We start from the raw sequence: 23,174 nt of genomic DNA, 5'->3' as shown, positions 1-23,174 counted from the left end.
CCGGAGGACACCGCATGTGGCATGACATCCTCGTCGTCCAGGTTCCCGTACTCGAGAAGATCCTCCGCACGATCCTGGTGTACGCGACCATCGTGCTGCTGTTCCGATTGACGGGCAAGCGAGGTCTGGCCCAGCTGAACACGCTCGACTTCGCCGTGCTCTTCCTGCTGTCCAACGTCGTCCAGAACGCGATCATCGGCAGTGACAACAGCGTCACCGGAGGCGCGATCGGCGCCGTGACCCTGGTCGCCGCCGACAACGTCCTCAACCGGTTGATCGCGCGCAGCGGTTGGGCCGCCTGGCTACTCGAAGGCAGCCCGACGACCGTGATCTCCGACGGCCGACCGGTGGCCCGGGAGATGCGCCGCCTCGCGCTGCGACCGCAGGAGATCGAGCACGCGGTACGGACGCAGCACGGCGACGACATCACCGACGTGGCGTCCGGGGTGCTCGAGCCGAGCGGCCATCTGCTCGTCACGCTCAAACCCGAGGAACAGAACGCTACGAAGCGCGACATCGAGACCATACTGGCCCGGTTGGCCCGCCTCGAGACGCAGATCGTTGCCGGAAGACACGGCGCTCGATAGCCTGCAGCGCGCAGAAGGACTCGATGTGCCTGCAGCGCTCAGCAAGAGCGGTGACCGGACGCGCGTGTCAGCGCACCGGGGTGATCCGGTGGCCCACACGCTCACTGACCCCGCCTGATCGACGGCAGACGGCGGCGACCTGTGGTGAGCGCATAGGTGTCGTCGTACCGGGGCATGACGGGGGCATGACCTCCGAGCGTTCACTGGCCGGCCAGGCGACGGCGCGCGGTCACGGGCCGGCGACCGACGGCACCGCTGAACAGACGCTGCTGATCCTGGGCGCCAGCGGCGACCTGACCGCGCGACTGCTGCTGCCCGGTCTGGCCGGACTGCTCGCCAGCGGCCGGGGCCAGGGCCTGTCACTGGTCGGTGCCGGGATGGACGGCTGGGACGACGACCGCTGGCGCGCCCGGGTCGCCGACTCGTTCGCGGCAGCGCACGCCGTCGGGCCGCAGGTGGACGCCGTCACGAAGGGTACGCACTACCGTCGCGCCGACGTCACCGATGCCGGCGACCTGCGAGTGTTGCTCGGCGCCTGCCGAGGACGGCCGATCATCTACTTCGCACTGCCGCCATCGGTGACCGTGAAAGCGTGCCACCTGCTGACCGGTATCGGCCTGCCCGAGGGCACCCGACTGGTGATGGAGAAGCCCTTCGGCACGGACGCGGCCAGCGCCGAGGCCCTCAACGACCTCCTGACCCGGCTGGTACCCGAAGACCAGGTGTACCGGGTCGACCACTTCCTTGGCATGTCAACGGTGCTCAACATCGTGGGTGTGCGGTTCGCCAATCGGATCTTCGAGCCCGTGCTCAACAACCAGCACGTCGACAGCGTCGACATCGTCTTCGACGAGAGCCTCGGCCTGGAGGGCCGGGCCGACTACTACGACGGCGCCGGCGCGCTGGTCGACATGATCCAGAGCCACCTGCTGCAGGTGCTCTCGCTGATCGCCATGGAGGCCCCACCCACGCTGCACGCCCGGGACCTGCGCGACCGCAAGGCCGAGGTGCTGCGCGCGACCCGGGTGTGGAACGACGATCCGGTCGCGTTCAGCCGCCGGGCACAGTACACCGCGGGCGAGATCGACGGGCGGCGGCTGCCGTCGTACACCGACGAGGAGGGCATCCCCGCCGGCAGCACAACCGAGACGTTCGCCGAGGTCGTGCTCGCCGTGGACACCTGGCGGTGGGCCGGGGTGCCGTTCCGGGTCCGGTCGGGCAAGGCGCTCGGCGCGCCACGCGAGGAGGTCGTCGTCACCTTCAAGGAACCACCTCGGGTACCCGTCGGTCTGACCGGCCCCGACCAACCGACCCGGCTGCGCCTCGGCATCGGCTTCGGCCCCGACCGGCTACGCCTCGACGTCAACATCAACGGTCCCGGCGACCCGACCCGCATCGACCCGGTGACACTGGAAGCCGACTTCGGCCCCGGCGAACTGCCCGAGTACGGCGAAGTACTCAAAGGGGTGCTCGACGGCGACCCGACGCTGTCGGTACGCGGGGACACCGCCGTGGACTGCTGGCGCATCATCGAGCCGGTACGAACGGCCTGGCGCGAGAACGCGGTGCCACTGCGCGCGTATCGAGCCGGCAGCACCGGACCTGAGGGCTGGCCGCCCTCCGGGCTCCCGCGGACGTGACCGGCGGGGTTCGCGGTGATGCGCGCATTGCACGCCGGGACCAGCGCAGCGGCAAGCCGACGGCGGAAGGTGTAAACGGATCGGGCAGGGTAGGACTCCTGATCGCGCCGGGGCGGCTGGTGCACGTTCCTGCGGCGATACCGAAGGCCTGATGAAGGCAGGGTGACGGGATGAGCCCACACCGGGAGACCCACGACGGGAACGTGCCGACCGTTCACGACCTTCCCGTCGGTATCGACGCCACCGGTACCCGCACCGAGACCGACGCCCTCGGGGCCGTAGAGGTCCCGGCCGACCGCTACTGGGGTGCGCAGACCCAGCGGTCGCTGCGGTATTTCGGCAGCGGCGACGACCGGATGCCCAAGGAGATCTACCACGCCTACGGGTACGTCAAGAAGGCCGCGACAATCATCAACGGTCGCGCCGGACGCCTGCCCTTATGGAAGACCGACCTGATCACGCGGGTCGCCGACGAGGTGATCGCCGGCACGCTCGACAGCGAGTTCATCCTGAACGTCTGGCAGATCGGCTCCGGCGCTCAGCCGAACATGAACCTCAACGAGGTGATCGCCAACCGGGCGATCCAGCTCACCGGCGGCCAACTGGGTTCCAAGACGCCCGTGCATCCCAACGACGACGTCAACATGAGTCAGTCGTCCAACGACACCTTCCCCACCGCCATGCACGTCGCCGCCGTGACCGTCATCGCCGGGCACCTGCTGCCGGCGGCCATCCGGCTACACGACGCGACCGCCGAACGAGGCCGGCGATGGGACGACGCAATCAAGATCGGACGTACCCATCTGCAGGACGCCACGCCGCTGACCGTCGGCCAGGAGTGGTCGGGCTACGCCGCCCAACTCGAGTACGCCATCGAACACCTCACCGCCGCCGTACCCGGCCTGTTCCGGCTGGCCATGGGCGGTACCGCCGTCGGCACCGGACTGAACGCCCCACCCGGCTTCGGCGCGGACACCGCCAACGTCATCGCGGAGCTGACCGGCCGGCCGTTCGTCTGCGCGCCCAACACGTTCGCCGCCCAGGCCTCCCTCGACACGCTCGTGCGCACCTCCGCCGCCCTGCGCGGCCTCGCCGTGGCACTGTTCAAGTTCGCCAACGACCTGCGTTGGCTCGGGTCCGGACCACGGACCGGGCTCGGTGAACTGAGACTGCCGGCCGACGGGCCCGTCTGTTCGATGATGCCGGGCAAGGTCAACCCGCCCCAGGCCGAGGCGATGCTCATGGTGTGCATCCAGGTGATGGGATCCGATACCGCCGTGGCCATGGCCGGTAGTCAAGGCAACTTCGAGCTCAACGCGTTCGGGCCGATCATCATCGGCAACGTTCTCCATTCGGCGCGGATGCTCGCCGACGCCGCGGACCACGTCCGGGAGTTCCTCGTCGAAGGCGCCGAACTCAACGACGACCAGCTGCGGCGCAACGTGGACCGCTCGGTCATGATGGTTACCGCGCTGGCCCCGGTGATCGGCTACGACCGCGCGTCCGAGATCGCCCGCCTCGCCGTCGACAACGACCTGCCGCTCAGACAGGCCGCGCTGCAGCGCGGCGTCCGCGAGGAGCTGTTCGACCGGATCGTCGTACCCGTGAAAATGGCCCGACCCAGCGCTGCCGGCGTGGCCGCGACCTGACCCGGGCGACATCCGTCCGTGGCGGCACCGGGTCGCCTCTCCGCGTCATCGCGATCAGCGAATGACCGTGGTCCGAGGGTCAAGCTCCTGCCCGTCGGGCCTCCGCACCGTTGACGTTGACGGGCTACGGCACGGCTATTGACAGCCCGCGGGCCGAAGTCCACACTTTCCCGCATGCATCCTCGACTTTCCACAGCTTCGGTCAGCGATGCTCCCCGCTGAGCGACACGCCCGGATCACCGACGCAGTCCGCTCCGCGCGCGTGGTCAGCACGGAAGAACTGGTCGCCCTGACCGGCGCCTCCGGGGAAACCATCCGTCGCGACCTGACCACGCTGGAGCACAAGGGTGTGCTGAAGCGGGTGCACGGCGGCGCGACGAGCGCGCTGGTCTCAGCTGACGAGGAGGCGCCGTTCCAGGAGCGATCCTCGGCCAACCACGAAGCCAAGATCGCCATCGGCCGCGCGGCCGCGACACTGGTGCGGCCCGGCCAAACGGTGATCATCGACGTCGGCACCACCGCGCTGGAGGTCGCGCGCGCCCTGCCCGGCAGCTTCCACGGCACGGTCGCCACCTGTTCGCTACTGGTGGCCGCGGAGCTCGCCGGCCGCGCCGGCGTGGAGGTGCTGGTGTCCGGCGGCCGGGTACGCGGTGGCGACCTGGCGTGCTCGAATTCCCACGCCGTGGCGTTCTTCACCGACCTGCGCGCCGACGTGGCCTTCCTGGGCTCGGGCGGTGTCGACGTGGAAGCCGGGCTGACCGACTTCCATCTCGACGAGGTGGCCACACGCCGGGTGATGCTGGCCAACTCGGCCTGCGCGTACGCCCTGGTCGACTCGTCGAAGTTCGACCGCGTCGCGCCCCACCGCGTATGCGACCTTGGGGCGCTCACCGGGCTGGTCACCGACGGCCGCCCGGCCCCACCCCTGGCGCTCGCCGTCAAACGTGCCGGCGGCGTCATCGTCACCGCATAAGGCGGTCGGGCGACGCGGCAACGTCGCCCGACCGGGATCTATCCCCGTCTCACCGTAGGAGTCGACCCGTGTCACAGTCTGTCATGCCGCCTCAACGGCCCGTTGAGTCGGCGCCACCCGGCCCGCCGGTCTCCGACGCCGCCGCCGACACCAGCATCGAGCACGCCGGCTACCAGCAGCAGCTGGCCCGCACGCTGGGCAAGTTCGAGTCGTTCGCGGTCGCGTTCTCGTTCATCTCCGTCACCACCGGCCTGTTCAGCACGTACGGCACGGTGCTCGGCTCCGGGGGGCCCGCGGGCATCTGGACCTGGCCGATCGTCACCGTCGGCACGATCTTCGTGGCGCTGGTGTACGGGATGCTGGCCAACCGCATCCCGCTGTCGGGCTACAGCTACCAGTGGGCCAGCCGGCTCGCGTCGCCGGTGCTCGGCTGGTGGTTCGGCTGGGTGTCGTTCGCGTTCCTGGCCATCGTCGCGGTCGCCGTCGACTACGGCCTGACCCAGGTGGCGGTATTCCCACTGCTGGGCATCGAGTACACCGCCGGCCGCGGGGCCGTGGTGACCGTGATCGTGCTGCTCGTCCAGATGGCGCTCATCATCTGGTCGACGCCGATCACCACGAGGATCAACAACTGGGCCGTCGGCGCGGAGGTGCTGGCCATCATCGGCATCACCGTGCTGATCGCCGCCGCGGTGATCTTCGGCGGCAAGGGCAGCTGGGGCAACCTCGGCTCGTACGGCGCGGTCCCGGCGCACGGCTACTACGGCTGGCTCGGCCCGTTCATGCTGTCGGCCCTGCTGGGTGCGTTCACCCTCGTCGGGTGGGAATCGGCGGCCAACCTCGCCGAGGAGACCCACAACCCCAAGAAGGTCGTGCCCGCCGCGATGGTGCGCGCACTGCTGGTCAGCGGCGTGATCGGCATGCTGTTCCTGATCGTGATCACCGCCGGCATCGGCAACCACCTCACCGAGATCAGCGCCAGCTCCTCGCCGGTGGCCGACATCATCCAGAGCACGGTCGGCAGCGCCGTGGCCAAGGCGATGCTGGTCGTCGTGTGCGTGGCGATCTTCGCATGTGGCCTGGTCATCATGGTCAGCTGCAGCCGCCTGGTGTACGCGATGGCCCGTGACGAGCGTGTGCCGGCGGCCCACCTGCTGTCCCGGGTGCCCCGCCCGACCGGCGGCCCGACGTACGCGACCCTGCTGGCCGGTCTGACCTCCGTCGTCATCGTGCTCGCGTTCGCCTCCAACGCCGACGCGCTCGCCCAGCTGCTCGGCGCGGCCACGCTGATGCCCGCCATCCTCTACGCCGGCACGGTGGCGCTGTTCATCGGCACCCGCCACCGGTACCGGCCGGGCCCGGACGACTTCAGCCTCGGCCGGTGGGAGAAGCCCGTCGTCGCCGGTGCGGTGGTGTGGCTGGTCCTCGAGCTGTGCATCTTCATGATCCCGGCGCAGTTCCGGCAGGCGCAGTACTACGCGCTCGGCACCCTGGCCGTCGGTGCGGTGCTGTTCGCCGTCGTGTGGTTCACCCGGCGGGAAAAGCTGACCGCCGAGCCCGGCGAGGCGGTGGACGCGCTATGACCGTGCTCGCCATCGACCAGGGCACGTCCGGTACGAAGGCGATCGTCGTCGACGAGGCGGGGACCGTCCTGGCGATCGCGGAAGCGCCGGTCCGCCCGACCTACCTGCCGGGCGGCGGCGTCGAGCAGGACCCGGCGGAACTGCTGGAATCGGTACTCGACGCCGGTCGGCGAGCCGTCGCGCTCGCCGGCCGGCCGGTCGAGGCGGTCTCGATCGCCAACCAGGGCGAGACCGTCCTGGCCTGGGACCGCGCGACCGGGGCGCCGCTGTCACCGGCGGTCGTGTGGCAGGACCGGCGCGCCGAGCCGCTGTGCGCCGAACTGGCGGCGCACCGCGACTGGGTGGCGCAGCGCACCGGGCTGGTGCTCGACCCGTACTTCTCCGCCCCGAAGATGGCGTGGCTGCGCCGCAACGTCACCGGCGCGGGCGTGGTCACCACGACCGACACCTGGCTGGTCCACCACCTCACCGGCGAGTTCGTCACCGACGTCTCCACCGCCAGCCGCTCGCTGCTGCTGGGCCTCGACGCCGTCGAGTGGGACCCGCAACTCGTCGACCTGTTCGGCCTGGCCGGCGAGGAACTGCCCCGGCTCGTCGCATGCGACCAGATCGTCGGTGACACCACCGCGTTCGGCACCACCATGGCCGTGGCCGGGCTGGTCGTCGACCAGCAGGCCGCGCTGCTCGCCGAGGGTGGCATCGCGCCGGGCCTGGCCAAGTGCACGTTCGGTACGGGCGCGTTCCTGCTCGCCAACGCCGGCGGCACCGCCGTGCGGTCGACCTCCGGGCTGACCACCTCCGTGGCGTGGCGCGCCCGCGGCGAGACGCCGTACTGCGTCGACGGACAGGTCTACACCGCGGCGTCAGCGGTGCGCTGGCTGTCCGATCTCGGCTTCATCGCGTCCGCGGCGGACCTCGACCGGGTCGCCGCCCCGGACGCCCAGGGTGTTCTCTGTGTACCGTCGCTGGCCGGGCTCGCCGCCCCGTGGTGGCGCCCCGACGCCACCGCGGCCTTCACCGGAATGACCCTGTCCACCCGGCCGGAGCATCTCGTACTCGCCGTCCTGCAGGGCATCGCCGCGCAGGTCGCCGAGATCGCCACGCTCGTCGAGGCCGATCTCGGCCAGCCGCTGACCCGGCTGCGCGTCGACGGCGGGCTCACCCAGAGTCGGGCGCTGATGCAGGCCACCGCCGACCTGATGCAGATCCCGATCGACGTCTACCCGTCGGCGCACGCCACCGCCCTCGGCGCGGCCGCGCTGGCCCGGATGTCGGTACATCCGCAGCTCACCGTCGCCGACGCCGTCCCACCCTGGGAACCGGAAACGACGTACGAGCCGGCATGGTCACCCGACCGGTCGCGCGAGTTCCGCGCCCGTTGGCGCGCCGCCGTCGCCGCCGCCCTACCAGCACCACAGGAGTAATCCCATGACTCACCCGGATACCGACCCCGGGTCAGCGAACCAGCCGTTCGACGTCGTCGTCATCGGCGCCGGCATCGTGGGCGCGGCGATCGCCCGCGAACTGGCCGGATTCGACCTGTCGATCGCCATCGTCGAAGCCCGTGACGACGTCGGCGACGGCACCAGCAAGGCCAACACGGCCATCCTGCACACCGGGTTCGACGCCAAGCCGGGCACCCTGGAGTCCCGGCTGGTCCGCCGGGGCTGCCACCTGCTGGGCGAGTACGCGACGCGGACCGGGATCCCGGTGGAGCGGACCGGCGCTCTGCTGGTCGCCTGGACCACCGAGGAGCTCGAGGCACTGCCCGGCCTTCGGGAGAAGGCCAAGGCCAACGGGTACTCCCACTGCGAGATCGTCGACGCCGCCGAGGTGTACCGGCAGGTGCCCGCGCTCGGCGAGGGCGCGCTCGGCGGTCTTACCGTCCCGGACGAGTCGATCATCTGCACCTGGACCACCAACCTGGCGCTGGCCACCGACGCGGTCGGCCGCGGCGTACGCCTATTGCTGGGCCACCGGGTGGAGCGCGTCACCGTCGGCGAAGACGTCACGACGGTACGCACCTCCGCCGGCGACGTACGTACCCACTGGGTGATCAACGCCGCCGGCCTCGGCGCCGACGTGCTCGACCAGCTGTTCGGCTACGACCGGTTCACGGTCACGCCCCGCCGCGGCGAACTGCTCGTCTACGACAAGCTCGCCCGGCCCCTGGTCGACCGGATCGTGCTGCCGGTACCGTCCTCCCGGGGCAAGGGCGTACTGATCAGCCCGACCATCTACGGCAACGTCATGCTCGGCCCCACCGCCGAGGACCTCACTGACCGCACCGACACCGGCACCTCCGAAAGCGGCTTCGAGTTCCTGCTCGCCAAGGGGGAACGCCTGATGCCACGGCTGCTGGCCGAGGAGGTCACGGCCACGTACGCCGGGCTGCGCGCGGCCATCGACCACAGCGACTACCTCATCGAGGCCGACCCCAGCCAGCGGTACGTCCTCGTCGGCGGCATCCGCTCGACCGGCCTGACGGCGGGCATGGCGATCGGCGAGTACGTCCGGGACGTCGTCGCCGAGGCGGGCCTGCCGCTCGTACCCAGGGCCGAGCTTCCCGCCCCGCCGCGCATGCCCAACCTCGGCGAGGCGTTTCCCCGGCCGTACCAGCGGCCCGACCTCATCGCCGCCGACCCCGCCTACGGCCGGGTCGTCTGCTTCTGCGAACGGGTCACCGCCGGCGAGATCCGCGACGCGTTCGGTTCGCCGATCCCACCCGCCGGTCTGGAAGGGCTCCGCCGCCGCACCCGCGTCATGAACGGCCGCTGTCAGGGATTCTTCTGCGGCGCCGAGGTTCGCGACCTGCTCACCACCCGCGGCGGGACCGCCGCGCCCCTCCCCGAGGCAACGAAATGACCGAGGCCAGCCTGCCCGTCCTCACCCCCGAGGTACTCATCATCGGCGCCGGCCCGGCCGGGCTCACCGCCGCCCGTACCCTCGCCCCGAAGGTAGCCGGCGAGGTCCTGGTCCTGGACCGGGAGGCCACCGCCGGCGGTATCCCCCGCCACAGCGACCACCCCGGCTACGGCATCCGCGACCTGCGCCGTTTCATGAGCGGCCCGGCGTACGCCGCGCATCTGGTCGACGCCGCCCGGCGCGCCGGAGCGACGATCCGCACCCAGGCCACCGTCACCAACTGGGCCGACGACCACACCGTCGAGGTCACCAGCCCGCAGGGGCGGCTGCGGGTCCAGGCGCCCGCGATCGTGCTCGCCACCGGCGCCCGGGAACGGCCCCGCCCAGCCCGTCTGATCCCCGGCGACCGTCCCGGCGGCGTCTACACCACCGGACACCTGCAGAACCTCGTCCACCTCCACCACGGCAAGGTCGGCAAGCGGGCCGTGGTCGTCGGTGGCGAACTGGTCAGCTGGTCGGCGGTGCTCACGCTGCGCGAGGCCGGGTGCAGGTCGGTGCTCATGACCACCCGGTACGCCTCGCCGGAGTCGTACGCCGCCTTCAACATCCCGGGTCGGAGCCTGCTCGGCGTACCGGTCGCCACCCGCACGCGGGTGACCCGCGTCATCGGCCACGGCCGGCTGCAGGCCGTCGAGCTGGAGAACCTGGACACCGGGCAGCGGCGCACGGTCGACTGCGACACCCTGGTCCTCACCGGCGACTGGATCCCGGACCACGAACTGGCCCGGTGGGGCGGCCTCGACATCGACCCCGGCACGTTGGGTCCCGTCGTGGACACCGCGCTGCGCACCAGCCGTCCCGGCGTGTTCGCCATCGGCAACCTCGTGCACGCCGTCGACACCGCCGACATCGCCGCCCTCGACGGGGCGCACGTCGCCGACCGGGTCCTCGACTGGCTGGCCGGGCCACGGCCACCGGCCGCGGGCGTGCGGATCGTCGCCGACGAGCCGTTCCGGTGGGTGGCGCCCAACCTGCTGCGCGCCGGCGACCCGGCACCCGCCCGCAACCGGCTGCTGCTGTGGACCGACGAACTGGTCCGGCTGCCACAGGTCGTCGTACGCCAGGACGGCAGGGTGATCGCCCGCCGGCGGGTACCGTGGCCGGCGTCGCCCGGCCGGGTCTTCCGCGTACCGTCGTCCCTGCTTCGCGACGTCAGGCCGGACGGCGGAGAGGTCCACCTGGGCCTGCGTTGAGGCGGCGCGGGGCGGCGCGAAGCCCTGGCGTTACCGCGTGCCACCCGGCGGGCCGGTGCTCATGCACTGCGGCCCGCCGGGCGCGGGCGTGACGGTGCATACCGCTGTTCGAACGGCCGTCCGCCATGGCGCGGGTGTGGTTTACCACCCGGGGCTGGGGTAGGTGGGGTGGCGCATGGAGCATCACCGGTCCGCTGCCTCGCCATCGAAGGAGGCCTCGATGGACCAAGAGCAGAGCGCCGCCAACCGAGGCGACGAATCGGGCGTACGTACATCGTCGGCTCCCGGCACCGAGACGTGGATCTCCTCGCTGATGCTCACTCCGCGGGAGACGCAGAAGCTGGTGATCTACCAGGTCGCGGACCTGGCCCGGCGGCGCAAGGCACGAGGCGTCAAGCTCAACTTTCCGGAGTCGATCGCGCTGATCTGTGAGGTGTTGCTGGAGGCCGCCCGCGACGGGCGGTCCCTGGCGGAGGTGCAGCAGCTCGGCAAGCAGGTGCTCACCCGCGACGACGTGATGCCGGAAGTCCCCGACATGGTGACGTTGGTGCAGGTCGAGGCGACGTTCCGGACCGGTACTCAGCTGATCTCCGTGTCCAATCCCATCCCATGAGCCGCCGCGACGGGGGTTGGCCATGATTCCTGGTGAGTGGCTGCTGTCCGACGAGCCGATCGAGATCAACGTCGGGCGCCGGACGGTGACGCTGCGGGTGCGCAACACCGGCGACCGGCCGATCCAGGTCGGCTCGCACTACCACTTCTTCGAGGCGAACCGCGTCCTGGACTTCGACCGGACGCAGGCGTTCGGGATGCGGTTGAACGTCCCGGCGGGCAACGCCATCCGGTTCGAGCCCGGCGACGAGAAGGACGTCGAGCTCGTGGAGGTCGGCGGGATGAAACGCATCTTCGGCTTCGACGATGTCGTCGACGGCGCCACCGGCGCCGAACGCACCGTCCGGCAGGCGATGCGCCGGGCCGTGGAACGCGGATACCGGGGGGCGCAGGAATGGCAAGCAGCCCGGGGCGATCCGGGTGAGCGGCAGGAGGACACCCGATGAGCAGTGTTCCGCGCCGCACGTACGCTTCGCTCTACGGACCGACCACCGGCGATCGCTTCCGGCTGGCTGACACGCAGCTCATCGCGCAGGTCGAGGCCAGCATGCTCACCCCGGGCGAAGAGGTCGTCTACGGCGGCGGGAAGACGGCCCGTGACGGCATGGGTCAGACACCCGGGGTCCGCAACTCCAACGGCGCCCTCGACATGGTGATCACGTCGGTGGTCGTGATGGACCCGATCCTCGGCATCGTCAAGGCGGACATCGGCATCTCCGACGGCCGCATCGCCGGAATCGGCCATTCCGGCAACCCCCACATCCAGGACGGGGTGGACCCCCGCCTCATCGTCGGGGCCGGGACGGAGGTCATCGCGGGTGAAGGGCTGATCGCGACCGCCGGCGGCATCGACCCGCACGTGCACTTCCTCACCCCCGGCCAGATACCCCATGCCCTGTCCAACGGGATCACCACCCTGCTGGGCGGGGGCACCGGGCCGGCCGACGGATCCAAGGGCACCACCTGCACCCCCGGACCGTTCAACATCGCCCGGATGCTCGAGGCCACTGCCGCGTTGCCGGTGAACATCGGTCTGCTGGCCAAGGGCAACAGCAGCCGGCCGGGAACGTTGGTGGAGCAGCTCGAGGCGGGGACGTGCGGGCTGAAGGTGCACGAGGACTGGGGCTCCACCCCGTCGGTGATCGACTGCGCGCTGACCGTCGCCGACCGGCACGACGTGCAGGTCGCCATCCACACCGACACGCTCAACGAGAGCGGGTACCTGGCGGACACCATCGACGCGATCAATGGCCGCGCGATTCACACCTACCACACCGAGGGTGCCGGTGGCGGCCACGCTCCCGACATCATGGCGATCGCCGGTCTGCCGAACGTTCTGCCGTCGTCAACGAATCCGACCAGGCCGTACACAACGGACACCACGGACAACCTGTTCTACATGGTCACGGTCACGCACCACCTCAACCCGCAGAACCCCGAGGACGTCGCGTTCACCCAGTCGCGGATCCGCGGCGAGACGGAGGCGGCCGAGGACGTGCTGCAGGATCTGGGTGTGCTGTCGATGTACTCCTCGGATTCGCAGGCCATGGGCCGCATCGGCGACACGGTGTCGACGGTGTGGCGCACCGCCGACAAGATGAAGCAGCAGCGCGGGAAGCTGCCCGGGGACCCGCCAGAGCACGACAACAACCGGATTCTCCGCTACCTGGCGAAGTACACGATCAACCCGGCGATCACCCACGGGATCGCTCACGTGGTCGGCTCGCTGGCGCCGGGCAAGGTCGCCGACATCGTGCTCTGGCCGACCAACACCTTCGGTGTGAAACCGAAGTACGTCCTCAAGGGCGGGTTCATCGCGTGGTCGATAATGGGCGACCCCAACGCGTCGATCCCGACGCCCGAGCCGGTGCTGCTGCGGCCCATGTTCGGAGCCTGGGGCAAGGCGGTCGGCCGCACCTCCCTCACCTTCCTGTCGCAGGCGGCTATCGACGCGGGCGTACCCGACGCCCTGGAGCTCGACCGCTGGATCGAGCCCGTCCGCGGCTGCCGCGAAGTCGGCAAGCAGCAGATGGTACGCAACAGCGCCACGCCTGACATCAGGATCGACCCGGAGACCTACCAGGTGTACGTCGACGGGGAGCTGGCCAGCGTGCCTGCCGCCGACCGGGTTTCGCTGGCCCAGCTGTACTACATCGTGTGAGGCGACCGTGGCAGCGCCGGACGCGTTTCCTGCCCTCCCGCCCTTTCTCGCGGCCGTGCAGTTGGCGGACTCGGCGTTCCCCAGCGGCCGCTACACCCTCTCGCACGGCCTGGAGTCCTACGTCGCGTCCGGCGTGGTCACCGCCGGCAGCGGCGTTCGGGGGCTGTTGTCACTGCTGACCGACCAGCTCGAGCACGGCATCGCCACCGCGGACGGGGTCGCCCTGGCGTGGGCGCACCGCGCCGTCTCCGAGGCCCCCGATCCGCGGCGGTACGACGAACCGTTGGCGCTCGCCGCCGACGCGCGGTTGACCTCGGTGAAACTGGTCCGGGAGGCGCGCGACGCCGCCGCGCGGACCGGACGTGGCGTGCTCGGCACCGCGGTGGGGTCGTTCGCGGGGCCCGCGCTCACCGCGTACGCCCGCCTGGTGTACCGCGGCGCGGCGCCGGGAAACGGCGCGGTGGTGATGGGCCTGCTCACCGCCGAACGGCAGACACCTCTGGTGTACGCGGTGGCGGTCGAGCTGTACGCGTTCGCCGCGGGCTGGTTGAACGCGGCGGTACGGCTCGGCGTGGCCGACCACCGGATGGCGCAGGCGGTACTGCACCGCTGCGGTCCGGTCATCGACCGGGCGGCGCACCAGGCATGCGCCACCGACCTGGACGACATGTCCAGTTCCACACCGCTCGCCGACGTCATGGGCATGCGGCACGAGCAGGCCACGGTACGGCTGTTCATGAGCTGACCGGCGAGACACCCGCAGGAGAACCCAGGATGAGCGCGCAGCATCTCGACGGCACCGGACCCGGTCACACCGGGCACGACCACGCGACCGACCCCGACCTGGGTGAACCGGGCCTGGGCCGGCTCGGCGGGCCCGTACCGCGGGTCGGCATCGGCGGACCGGTGGGTTCGGGGAAGACGGCGTTGATCGAGGCCCTGGTGCCCCGCCTCGTCGGCGACGGCCACCGACCCGTCGTGGTGACCAACGACATCTTCACCCAGGAGGACGCCCAGCACGTCCGGGCCACGCTGTCGGGTGTCCTGCCGCCGGAGAAGGTCGTCGGCGTGGAGACCGGCTCCTGCCCGCACACCGCCGTACGCGACGACCCGACCATGAACCTCGACGCGGTGCGCGAACTGACCGATCGTTTCCCGGACACCGACGTGGTGCTGCTCGAATCGGGCGGGGACAACCTGACCCTGACCTACAGCAGGGCGCTGGCGGACTTCTTCATCTTCGTGATCGACGTCGGCGAGGGCGACAAGATCCCGCGCAAGCGTGGGCCGGGCATCACCGCGTCGGATCTCCTGGTGATCAACAAGGTCGACATCGCGCCCTACGTCCACGCGGACCTGGCCGTCATGCAACGCGACGCGTCGGCGGTCCGCAACGGACGCCCGTTCGTGTTCACCGACTGCCTGGCCGGCACCGGGATCGACGAGGTGATTCAGCAGCTACGGGCCGCCGACATCGTGTCGCAGCCGGCGACGGCCAGGTCCCGATGCTGACACCCACGGCAGCCGCGCAACGGCACGACCCCGACCGGTGGACCCCGCGGCCACCGGCTGCGCTCACCCGCCAGTTCGGGGCCGCCGACGACGGACCACCGCGCACCGTCGGGCTGCTCGACCTGCGACTCGCGCCGATGTCCGGAGCAACGCGGGTGACCCGGCAGTTCCAGCGGACGCCGCTGTACATCTTCCACCCCATCTACCTGGATCCGGGGCGGCCCGGCATGGCCTTCGTCTACCTGCAACACCAAGGCGACGGCATGCTCTCCGGCGACCGGTACCGCATCGACGTCGAGGTGGCCGAGGGCGCGGAGGTCCACCTGACCACCCAGGCCGCGACGAAGATCTACCGCATGGAGTCCGACTACGCCGCGCAACTGGTCAACCTCACCGCCGGGGCCGGCAGTTTCGTGGAGTACCTTCCCGACCCCGTCATCCCGTACCGTCACTCACGGTTCGTCGGTCAGCTCGACATCACGGCGCATCCGCGGGCGACGGTTCTGCTCGCCGAGACCCTGCTACCCGGGCGGGTGGCCCACGGGGAGCGGCACGCGTACGACCTGTACCGCGCGACGACGCGCATCCGCCGCCCCGACGGCCGACAGATCGCCGCCGACATGGTGTCGTTCGGCGGCGCCTGCGGTCGCGCCGACACTCCCGCGCGCCTGGGTGGGTACGCCGTCCACGCGGCCTTCTTCGCGCTGGCACCCCAGGAGCGGACGCGCGGCCTGCACGCGGCCCTGCTGGCGTGCCTCGACGAGAGCGAGGATGTCGTCGCCGGGGTCAGCACCCTGCCCTTCGGCGCCGGCCTCATCGCCCGGGTTCTCGGGCCGTCGTCGATTCCGGTACGGCGTGCCCTGCACACGGTGTGGGACGTCGCACGCCGGCACCTGACCGGGTCGCCCGCACCGGACCTCCGCAAGGGCTGAACCGCGGGTCGTCCGGGATGCGAAAGATCATGCTTCGCCTATGCGCCGTCGCCGGGTGAGTCCTGGCGCCCGGAGGTCCCGGGCGGTTTGGGCGCGTCAAGGCCGTAGCGCACGCCGAGCATGCGGATGCCGAAACAGACCGCCGCGGCTCCCAGTGCGGACGGCAGGCTGTAGACGCCTAGCCGGGCGGTGGCGACGGTGATCGCGGCACCCACCAGGGCGGGGATCGCGTACAGGTCGCTGTGCAGCACCGACGGGATCTGCCGGACGAGGGTGTCACGGATCGTGCCCCCGCCCACCCCGGTGACCGCCCCCAGCAGGATCGCGGGCCCGATCCCGAGCCCGAAGGCCAGTGCCTTGTCCGCGCCGATGACCGCGAACACGCTCAACCCGATCGCGTCGAGCACCGTGATCGGCATCTCCAGCCGATCCAGCCGCCTGCTGAGGGCGAAGGCGGTCAGGGCGCCGCCAGCGGCCAGGGCGAAATAGCGCCAGTCACGGAACGTAGCGGGTGGTAGCGAGTCGATGAGGACATCGCGGATGACGCCGCCACCCAGTGCGGTGATCATGCCGAGGGCCACGACGCCGACCACGTCGAGCCGTGCGGCGCGTACCGCCGTCAGCGCTCCATTGAGCCCGAAGGCGAAGGTGCCGGTCAGATCCAGGGCGAGCAACAGCGGCGGTTCGGAAGTCACACCGGCCTGCATACCCTGCCGGTGGCACCAGTGTCGCGGATGCGCCGCACCCTGCCGCAGCAGGTTCGATCGGAGATTGAGCGGGAAGTACCGCTCCAGCATGCGCACCACGGAGCGGACATGACCGCGAACACCTCGACCGGAACCGTCGTGGTGGTGGCCGCGCGGTGTTGGGACGGGCTGGCCGAAACACCGTCCGGCCACACCGAGGTCGTGGTTCGCGGCGGGCGGATCGTCGAGGTTCGCGACCGGGTCGAACGTGGTGCGGGGCAGGTGGTCGACCTCGGCGACCGCATGCTGCTGCCCGGCTTCATCGACTGTCACATCCACACCACGGTGGACCCGTCCGCCCTGCTCACCGCGTTCGTGGCCGACCCGGCCACGGTCATCGCCCTGCGGGCCCTGCCGGTGCTGCGGGATCTGCTCGACCGCGGGTTCACCACGGTGCGCGACCTGGCCACCTTCGCCACCGAACCGATCACGATCTACCTCCGCGACGCCCTCGCCCACGGCCTGGTCACCGGGCCGCGCATGCTCGTGGCCCCGCACCTGATCTCGGCCCGCGGCGCCCACGGGGATGTCTCCCCCCTGCTCGCACCCGAATACGGCCGCGAGATCGGCGTACTCGCCGATGGGCCCGCCGCGGTCACCCGCGCCGTGCGCGAGGAGATCCGCGCCGGCGCGGACTGGATCAAGTTCGGTGCCACCGGAGGGTTCGGCACACCCACCGACGACCCCGGGCAGGCCACCTATACCCAGCAGGAGATGGACGCCCTGGTGGCCACCGCCACCGACCTGGGCGTGCCGTGCACCCCGCACGCCTACGGCGACGACGGCGTCGCCCGCGCCGTGCAGGCCGGGGTACGCTCCATCGAGCACGGCAACCTCGCCTCCACCGAGACCTTGTCCCTGATGCAGCGGCGCGGGGTGTTCCTCGTTCCCACCCAGTTCATGGTCGCCGACGCGCTGGACCACCTCGACGACGAGGACTACTGGCAGGGCAAAGACCCCGCCGAGCGGGAGAAGTTCCACCGCTATGCCGATCAGCTCCATGACAGCGCCCGCAACGTCGCCGCCAGCGACGTGCGCATCGCCTTCGGCACCGACGCCGGCATGTTCCCGCACCACCAGAACTGGAAAGAGTTCCCCGCCATGGTGCACACCGGCATCACCCCGCCACGGGCGTTGCGTGCCGCCACCAGCACCGCCGCCGACCTGCTGCAACGGCCCGACCTCGGCCGGGTCCAGCCCGGCGCCACCGCAGACCTGATTGCGCTGTCCGGCGACCCCTTCGACGACATCGACGCCGTCAACAGTGTTGACTTCGTCATGCACGGCGGCACCGTACACCGCCCAGTCGCCCCATCGTGAAAACACCGTTGAAAGCGAAACAACCACGCCACCGGCCCAGGATGACCTTGTGCGAGCCGTCGCCGAACTGAGCCAGTCGGATGACGCCCGGCCAGTCCTACTGCCTAGCTGGGCCGGACAGGAGCGGTGATCGTCTTCCCCGGCGCGCTGGGACTTACCGACGTGCTGGTCGTCGTTCTGATCGCGGAAGCCGCCTCCGGCGGCCTCGTCGGCGGCGAGCACTCGGTGACCGGCGGTCTTCCGGTCGTCGCCACGATCCTGGTGTGGAGCGTCGTTGAGCGGCGGTCGGTGGCGCGCCAGGAGGTCGGTCGTTGCCCCGAGGACCAGCGGGTTGGGGGCTCGATGCCGCCAAGGCCGGCACGCGCCACCGGCGGGTGGTCGGGACCGCCACGCCTCACGCGAGGCTGCCCACACGACATTCTCCGCTGGTCCCGCACCGGCAAACGGGCAACCGGACGTACGTCCGAGCGGACAGGCTGTGCCGACCCGACGCGCAGTGGTCCGCGCCGTGCACGCGGAGGCAACCGATGGCTGGTCGGTGATGGTTACCCAGCGGCGGGCAACGGCTCGGCCGGCCAGTTGAGGGCCCTGGCGCCGAGCACCGCTGCCTGCAGGGTGAACCGGTGCTGCGGGTCGTACGGGTCGTACCCGGTCAGCATCTTGATCCGCTCCAGCCGGTAGGTGACCGTTCGCACGGAGACGTGCACCCGCTTGGCCGCCTCCGTGGCCACCCCGCCGGTGTCGAAGTAGGCCCCGAGAGTGTCCAGCAGCGGCTCGGCCCCGCCCCGGGCGCGCACCAGTGGGCTGAGCACGGACGACACCAGGTCGACGATGGCGGGTTGGTCGCGTAGCAGCACCCGGTACACGAGCAGGTCATGGGCGTTGACGACCGGAGCGTCCACATGGAGCCGGCCGGCCATCGTCAGCGCTTCCCGGGCCTCCTCGTACGAGCGGGCGATGCCGTACAGGCCCGGGTACGCGCGGCCGACGGCGACCCGCCAGGGGCGGCCATGTCGTAGCCGGTTCAGTTCGCCGTGCATCAGCCGCCCGAGATCGTTGTCCGGATCGACGGGTGGGGTCCGGCCGGCCACCGCGGGGTCTGCCGGGGCGATCACGACGAGCAGCCCTTCCTTGGTCGCGACGAGGACGTCGCGGTCGCCGAGCCGGTCGAAGATGACCGCCTCCAATGCGGTGATTGCCGCGTCGGTGTCCGGCAGTCGCCGGCTGGGTGCGGCCAGTGCGACCTGGTGCACACGGGCCAGGTCGAGCCCGAACGGCTCGGACCGCTCGACCAGTGCGCCGAGGTCGGAGTCGCCGCGCAGCAGGTCGTCGATCAGTTCCCGGCGCAGCGCCTCTTCCCGGCGGACCAGATCCCGCCGGGCCAGGGCGTAGCCTTCGGCCAGGGTGGCCACCGCGTCGTCGATGACGTGCAGGACCGCTGCCGCGGCAGCGCGCACCACCTCGCTGTCACGGGAGCGCGCTACCGCGGGCAGGTCCTGCCACAGCCGCCGCGCCGCCGACAGGTACAGCTCGACCACCCGTCCAGCTGAAATCCCCTGCTCCGCAGCCTGCCGGCCGAGTTGGCCCACCGCATCCAGTTCGACCCGCTTGGGCCGGCGCCCGGTGACCGCGGCGTCGGCCAACAGCGGCAGATAATCACCGAGCAAGGCCACCGGGACACCGCCGGCGTCCCGACTGGCGTCGTTGGCGACATCGATCAGCCATGCATCCGGGGGCGGCGCTGCCGATGCCGCACCCCTGCCACGTCGCCCACCGACACTGACCACGTCCGGCTCACCTCCCGCGACCGCCACCGTGGCAACCCACATCCGGTGCCCCGTTCCCGACGGCCGACGTCCACCCCCGTCGGCCGCGCACGGGCGCGATCGACGGGCCACTGTTACGTCTCAATCCTGCCGGACGCCGGCAGTTCAGGGCCGGTGCTCCCGGTACGTCGCGGCAGCCGGGTTCCGCACGCCGAGTGGAAGGAGCCTGCGAGCGGGGCAGGCAGTCGGTTCCCGCCAGCACGGTGGTTGCGGCGGCTTGCGGTTGGCTGGCCCGCCAGGGCCGGTTAGTGGAAGAACTTCAGTCCGGCGACGCCGGCCACCACCAGTACCAGACAGATGATTCTGGGCAGGGTGGCCGGCTCGCCGAGAGCCACGATTCCGGTCACTGCGGTGAGGACGACGCCGACACCGACCCAGACTGCGTAGCCGGTTCCGACGGGAATCGTGCGCAGGGCATAGCCGAGGCCGGCCATGCTGAGTACGAGTCCGGTACCGAATACGGCGGTGGGCAGCGGGCGGCTGAAGCCGGCGCTGCGTTCAAGGGCGAGCGCCCAGACGCTCTCCAACATGCCGGAGATCACGAGCACGATCCAGGCCACGACGAACCACCTTCACAGTGGTCGTCTTGTCAGACCGGGTACGACACACACTCGTCCGGGATGTCCGCGGTGCGGCATCCGTTCCATGGTGGCAAGCCCTTCCGGAGGGGGCAACGTTCTGTTAAGAGAGTCACCAACCCGGTGAGCCTCCCGTCGGCGGCCTTGACCGCGAGCTTGAGTTGCTGCGGGGTGACCGCGTCGAGGAGCAACGCGGCCGCAGGCGGATCGGCTAGCGCTGCCTCGCCGACCAGCGTCGGCTCAGCCGTTCCGCTGTTGGTCGTTTCGGGGTCGCCGATCCGGTTGCCTCGTCGGCGTACGCGGCGTGACCGGGCAGGCGGTCCCCGGCGGCGTCGGCGAACGAGCAACACCGCCGCCCGCCCCGCCGGCCGCCGGCGGGTCGGGCGTACGCGGCATGACCGGGCAGGCAGTCGACGGCCGCATCGCATGCCGCGGCCGCTTCCAGGGTCTTCACGTTACGTACCGACCATTGCGACATAGCGCTTCTCCTGACTGAACGATCGTTGCGTGTGTGGCGAGATCAGGCGCTGCGGCGTACGGCAGCTGCGCTCTGGCGGTACGGAACGTGACACTGCCAGTGGACAGGCGCGTCGTCAGTGCCCCGCCTTCTGCCGAGCATGGGCAACGGGACCGCGGCCGCGACCCGCTCGACTGCGAGCCGTACTGCTCAGCCGGGAACAGGTGGTCCGGACGGGCCGGTAGCGCGTGACATCGCAACGTCACCGGACCGGCTGGGGTACAGGCGCTGGCGCGTTCCTGGCGCCCGGCGGCTGGCCTGGGCCGCTCTCGACCTGCCGACACCGCGCCGTTGGCCCAGGTGTGCGCAGGCGTAGCCGCGCAGGAGGGACAGGCCCACCCACCCGACGGCGACCACGGCGGCGGTGGGCCCGTGAGCGACCAGGCTCGCGGCCAGAGCGATGGCCAACCCCGGCAGCCAGTGCGAGCGTGCACGGACGCCTCATGGAACGCACCGCTCCTCCCCTGCCTCGGTTTACACCCTCCACCAGCCGCGGTATCACCGTTGCGGGCACGGCGGCCAGACGACTGGATCGCCTGACCGCCATTCCCGCCGAATATCGGGGGCTCTACGGGGCCTTCCGTGGTGCACCTTGTGCGTTCCAGGGTGTCCTGGTTCGCGGTCTGCGGACAGGTGCGTGAGGCGCAGACATGCCCGGATGCACATTGCCGGCGCCCGGCAAACCCGGCCGGGACCGTCTCCGTGAACTGCCTTCCTGCCACCGGCGGCTTCATCAGCGGTCGCGGCACCTCTCACACCGCGGAGCGCGTGCTGCTGCGGAGCCGGCGCCCCGGACCCACATCCCAGTCCGCGAACCACGCCTGCGCCAGGCCGTGCGGCGCGCGTACCGCCTGCCACCGCCACCCTCCCCCGGCCCGCGGAGAAGTCTCCGATACCTGGTGTCCGTATGAGTTCGGCGAGCGCCCCGCCGTGGGGCAGGGCGCGAAGCCGTCCGGCGTCGAGCCTGCCGTCGAGGCAGGCGGGCGAGGCTGTGCCGGCCCGTGTCCGGGGCGCGCGGGGGTGTGGCGGTCGTTGTCCGGATTTCCTCAGCGCAGCGGGGCGAAGACCCGCAGTTCGGCGGGGTGCTGGCCGGTGGTGATCTGTTCGGCGAGCAGCTTGCCGGTGATCGGGCCGAGGGTGATGCCCCACATGCCGTGCCCGCCGGCCGCGTAGACACGCGGTGATCTGGTCCGGCCGATCAGTGGGAGCCCGTCGGGGGTGCACGGGCGCGCCCCGACCCACTCGTCGACGCGGGTGTCGAGGTCGGCGTTGCGCAGCAGCGGGCGTGCCGCCTCGGCGATGGCCGCGATCCGCCGGGGGTCCAGGGGCGCCTCCGCCCTGCGGAACTCCATCATCCCGGCCACGCGCAGCCGGTCTCCCAGCGGCGTGCACGCGACGCGCTGGGCCGGGAAGTACACCGGACCGGCCGGAACGTGCTCGATCGCGACGCTGAAGCTGTACCCGCGGCCGGCCTGCACGACCGTCCGGACGCCGAAGCGCCGGGCCAGCTCCCCCAGCCACGTGCCGGTCGCCAGTACCACCGCGTCGTAGCGGTCGGCCGAGCCGGCCGAGGTCACTACCCGTACGCCGGCGCCCTCGTCGCGGACGTCCACCACGTCCGCCCCGGTCACCAGTGCGGCCCCACGCGCCCGGACGGCGGCGGCGAGCGCGTGCACGTACTCGCCCGGGTTGATGAACCGCTGGCCGTACAGGCGGATGGCGGCGCCGATGCCGTCGGACAGGGACGGCTCCACCTCGCGCGCCTCGGCCCCGGTCAGGACGTCGAACTCGATCTCCTGACCGGCGGAGCGGATGTGGGACAGCTCGTCGAGCAGGACCGACCGCTCGGCCTCGGTGCGGTACGCCGCGATGAACGACTTCGCCTCGTTGGTCGCCGACGCGACCCCGCCGGCCTCCAACGCGTCGAACCCCTCGAACGCGCGCCGGTTCATCGGGATGTAGGCCCGCATCGCGGTCCTCCACTTCCCGGGGGTGCTGTGCCGCGCGAAGCCGGTCAGGAACCGCAGCAGCCGGGCGTCCGCGCGGGGCGGCACGTACACCGGCGACGACGGGCTCAACACGGCGCGCAGGCCGTAGCGGAGCACCGCCGGCTCCGGCAGCGGGGTGGTGATGCCGGGGGTGAGCCAGCCCGCGTTGCCCCACGACGCGCCGGCGGCCACGCCGGTACGGTCGAGCACGGTGACCCGTACCCCGCGCTCCTGCAGGAACCAGGCGGTGGCCAGCCCGACCATTCCCGCGCCGACGACGGCGACGTGCCGGGGTGCGGGCGCGCCAGAGGTGGTGGTCATTCCGGTCTCTCCTCGTGGACAACTGGATCGGATCAATCGTGTCCCCGCCCCGCAGAGACGTCATTGTTCGATCAAGCCAATGTCGGCCCATCTGATTGGCCGAAATGAACA

The 23,174-nt window shown here is 71.1% G+C and carries 19 protein-coding genes and 1 riboswitch; of the genes, 15 read left to right on the top strand and 4 right to left on the bottom strand.

The window, feature by feature from the left end; all coding sequences use genetic code 11:
* Positions 1 to 14: 14 nt before the first annotated feature.
* The 14 genes from ACNTMW_RS06115 (at position 15) to ACNTMW_RS06050 (ending at position 15,767) form a co-directional block, all read left to right on the top strand.
* The gene (locus ACNTMW_RS06115; protein WP_426632386.1) at positions 15 to 587 is read left to right on the top strand and encodes a DUF421 domain-containing protein; all 573 of its coding nucleotides are present in this window, start codon (positions 15 to 17) and stop codon (positions 585 to 587) included.
* A 185-nt stretch (positions 588 to 772) separates the two neighbouring features.
* The gene (locus tag ACNTMW_RS06110) at positions 773 to 2,227 is read left to right on the top strand and encodes a glucose-6-phosphate dehydrogenase (RefSeq protein ID WP_426632385.1); all 1,455 of its coding nucleotides are present in this window, start codon (positions 773 to 775) and stop codon (positions 2,225 to 2,227) included.
* Between the two features lie 170 nt (positions 2,228 to 2,397).
* On the top strand, positions 2,398 to 3,876 hold the full coding sequence (locus ACNTMW_RS06105) for a class II fumarate hydratase (RefSeq protein WP_426632384.1): 1,479 nt from the start codon (positions 2,398 to 2,400) through the stop codon (positions 3,874 to 3,876).
* Positions 3,877 to 4,084: 208 nt separating this feature from the next.
* Complete coding sequence (locus tag ACNTMW_RS06100; RefSeq protein WP_426632383.1) at positions 4,085 to 4,849, top strand: DeoR/GlpR family DNA-binding transcription regulator; 765 nt, start codon at positions 4,085 to 4,087, stop codon at positions 4,847 to 4,849.
* Positions 4,850 to 4,917: 68 nt separating this feature from the next.
* Positions 4,918 to 6,432: an amino acid permease gene (locus ACNTMW_RS06095; RefSeq protein WP_426632382.1), complete on the top strand. Its 1,515-nt coding sequence runs from the start codon at positions 4,918 to 4,920 to the stop codon at positions 6,430 to 6,432.
* The gene (locus ACNTMW_RS06090) at positions 6,429 to 7,856 is read left to right on the top strand and encodes an FGGY family carbohydrate kinase (RefSeq protein WP_426632381.1); all 1,428 of its coding nucleotides are present in this window, start codon (positions 6,429 to 6,431) and stop codon (positions 7,854 to 7,856) included. Before ACNTMW_RS06095 ends, ACNTMW_RS06090 begins: the two co-directional genes overlap by 4 nt.
* 4 nt (positions 7,857 to 7,860) lie before the next feature.
* Positions 7,861 to 9,297 (top strand): NAD(P)/FAD-dependent oxidoreductase, encoded by a 1,437-nt coding sequence (locus ACNTMW_RS06085; RefSeq protein ID WP_426632380.1) that lies wholly within the window; start codon positions 7,861 to 7,863, stop codon positions 9,295 to 9,297.
* Positions 9,294 to 10,550 (top strand): NAD(P)/FAD-dependent oxidoreductase, encoded by a 1,257-nt coding sequence (locus ACNTMW_RS06080; protein ID WP_426632379.1) that lies wholly within the window; start codon positions 9,294 to 9,296, stop codon positions 10,548 to 10,550. The genes ACNTMW_RS06085 and ACNTMW_RS06080 overlap by 4 nt, the downstream gene beginning before the upstream one ends.
* 220 nt (positions 10,551 to 10,770) lie before the next feature.
* Positions 10,771 to 11,163 (top strand): urease subunit gamma, encoded by a 393-nt coding sequence (locus ACNTMW_RS06075; RefSeq protein ID WP_426632378.1) that lies wholly within the window; start codon positions 10,771 to 10,773, stop codon positions 11,161 to 11,163.
* Positions 11,164 to 11,185: 22 nt separating this feature from the next.
* Positions 11,186 to 11,608, top strand: a complete 423-nt coding sequence (ureB, locus tag ACNTMW_RS06070) for an urease subunit beta (RefSeq protein ID WP_426632377.1) — start codon at positions 11,186 to 11,188, stop codon at positions 11,606 to 11,608.
* Positions 11,605 to 13,323 carry an urease subunit alpha gene (gene ureC / locus ACNTMW_RS06065; RefSeq protein WP_426632376.1) on the top strand — a complete coding sequence of 573 codons (1,719 nt, stop codon included), beginning with the start codon at positions 11,605 to 11,607 and terminating at the stop codon, positions 13,321 to 13,323. Before ureB ends, ureC begins: the two co-directional genes overlap by 4 nt.
* Positions 13,324 to 13,330: 7 nt before the next feature.
* Positions 13,331 to 14,068 (top strand): urease accessory protein UreF, encoded by a 738-nt coding sequence (locus tag ACNTMW_RS06060; protein ID WP_426632375.1) that lies wholly within the window; start codon positions 13,331 to 13,333, stop codon positions 14,066 to 14,068.
* A gap of 29 nt (positions 14,069 to 14,097) precedes the next feature.
* The gene (gene ureG, locus ACNTMW_RS06055) at positions 14,098 to 14,835 is read left to right on the top strand and encodes an urease accessory protein UreG (RefSeq protein ID WP_426632374.1); all 738 of its coding nucleotides are present in this window, start codon (positions 14,098 to 14,100) and stop codon (positions 14,833 to 14,835) included.
* Entirely contained in the window at positions 14,829 to 15,767 is a 939-nt protein-coding gene (locus tag ACNTMW_RS06050; RefSeq protein ID WP_426632373.1) for an urease accessory protein UreD, read from the top strand. Before ureG ends, ACNTMW_RS06050 begins: the two co-directional genes overlap by 7 nt.
* Positions 15,768 to 15,805: 38 nt before the next feature.
* Here ACNTMW_RS06050 and ACNTMW_RS06045 read toward each other — a convergent pair whose 3' ends face one another.
* Positions 15,806 to 16,462, bottom strand: coding sequence for a trimeric intracellular cation channel family protein (locus ACNTMW_RS06045; protein ID WP_426632372.1), 657 nt, complete (start codon positions 16,460 to 16,462; stop codon positions 15,806 to 15,808).
* A gap of 120 nt (positions 16,463 to 16,582) precedes the next feature.
* Between ACNTMW_RS06045 and ACNTMW_RS06040 the strand changes: the two genes are divergently transcribed.
* On the top strand, positions 16,583 to 17,833 hold the full coding sequence (locus ACNTMW_RS06040) for a metal-dependent hydrolase family protein (RefSeq protein WP_426632371.1): 1,251 nt from the start codon (positions 16,583 to 16,585) through the stop codon (positions 17,831 to 17,833).
* A 545-nt stretch (positions 17,834 to 18,378) separates the two neighbouring features.
* Here ACNTMW_RS06040 and ACNTMW_RS06035 read toward each other — a convergent pair.
* The 3 genes from ACNTMW_RS06035 to ACNTMW_RS06025 all read right to left on the bottom strand — a co-directional run bounded on the left by ACNTMW_RS06035 (position 18,379) and on the right by ACNTMW_RS06025 (position 23,063).
* A complete protein-coding gene (locus tag ACNTMW_RS06035) occupies positions 18,379 to 19,506 on the bottom strand; it encodes a PucR family transcriptional regulator (protein WP_426632370.1) in 1,128 nt (375 codons plus the stop codon).
* 398 nt (positions 19,507 to 19,904) lie between these two features.
* Positions 19,905 to 20,219 (bottom strand): DMT family transporter, encoded by a 315-nt coding sequence (locus ACNTMW_RS06030; protein WP_426632369.1) that lies wholly within the window; start codon positions 20,217 to 20,219, stop codon positions 19,905 to 19,907.
* Between the two features lie 14 nt (positions 20,220 to 20,233).
* Positions 20,234 to 20,301: riboswitch (guanidine-III (ykkC-III) riboswitch) on the bottom strand.
* Positions 20,302 to 21,800: 1,499 nt separating this feature from the next.
* Positions 21,801 to 23,063 carry an NAD(P)/FAD-dependent oxidoreductase gene (locus ACNTMW_RS06025; RefSeq protein WP_426632368.1) on the bottom strand — a complete coding sequence of 421 codons (1,263 nt, stop codon included), beginning with the start codon at positions 23,061 to 23,063 and terminating at the stop codon, positions 21,801 to 21,803.
* Positions 23,064 to 23,174: the final 111 nt, after the last annotated feature.

The sequence above is a fragment of the Planosporangium spinosum genome (assembly GCF_049999945.1).
In the GTDB taxonomy this organism is placed as follows: Bacteria; Actinomycetota; Actinomycetes; order Mycobacteriales; family Micromonosporaceae; genus Planosporangium; species Planosporangium spinosum.
The sequence above is the reverse complement of the archived record's forward strand: the minus strand, read 5'-3'. Positions and strand labels throughout refer to the sequence as shown.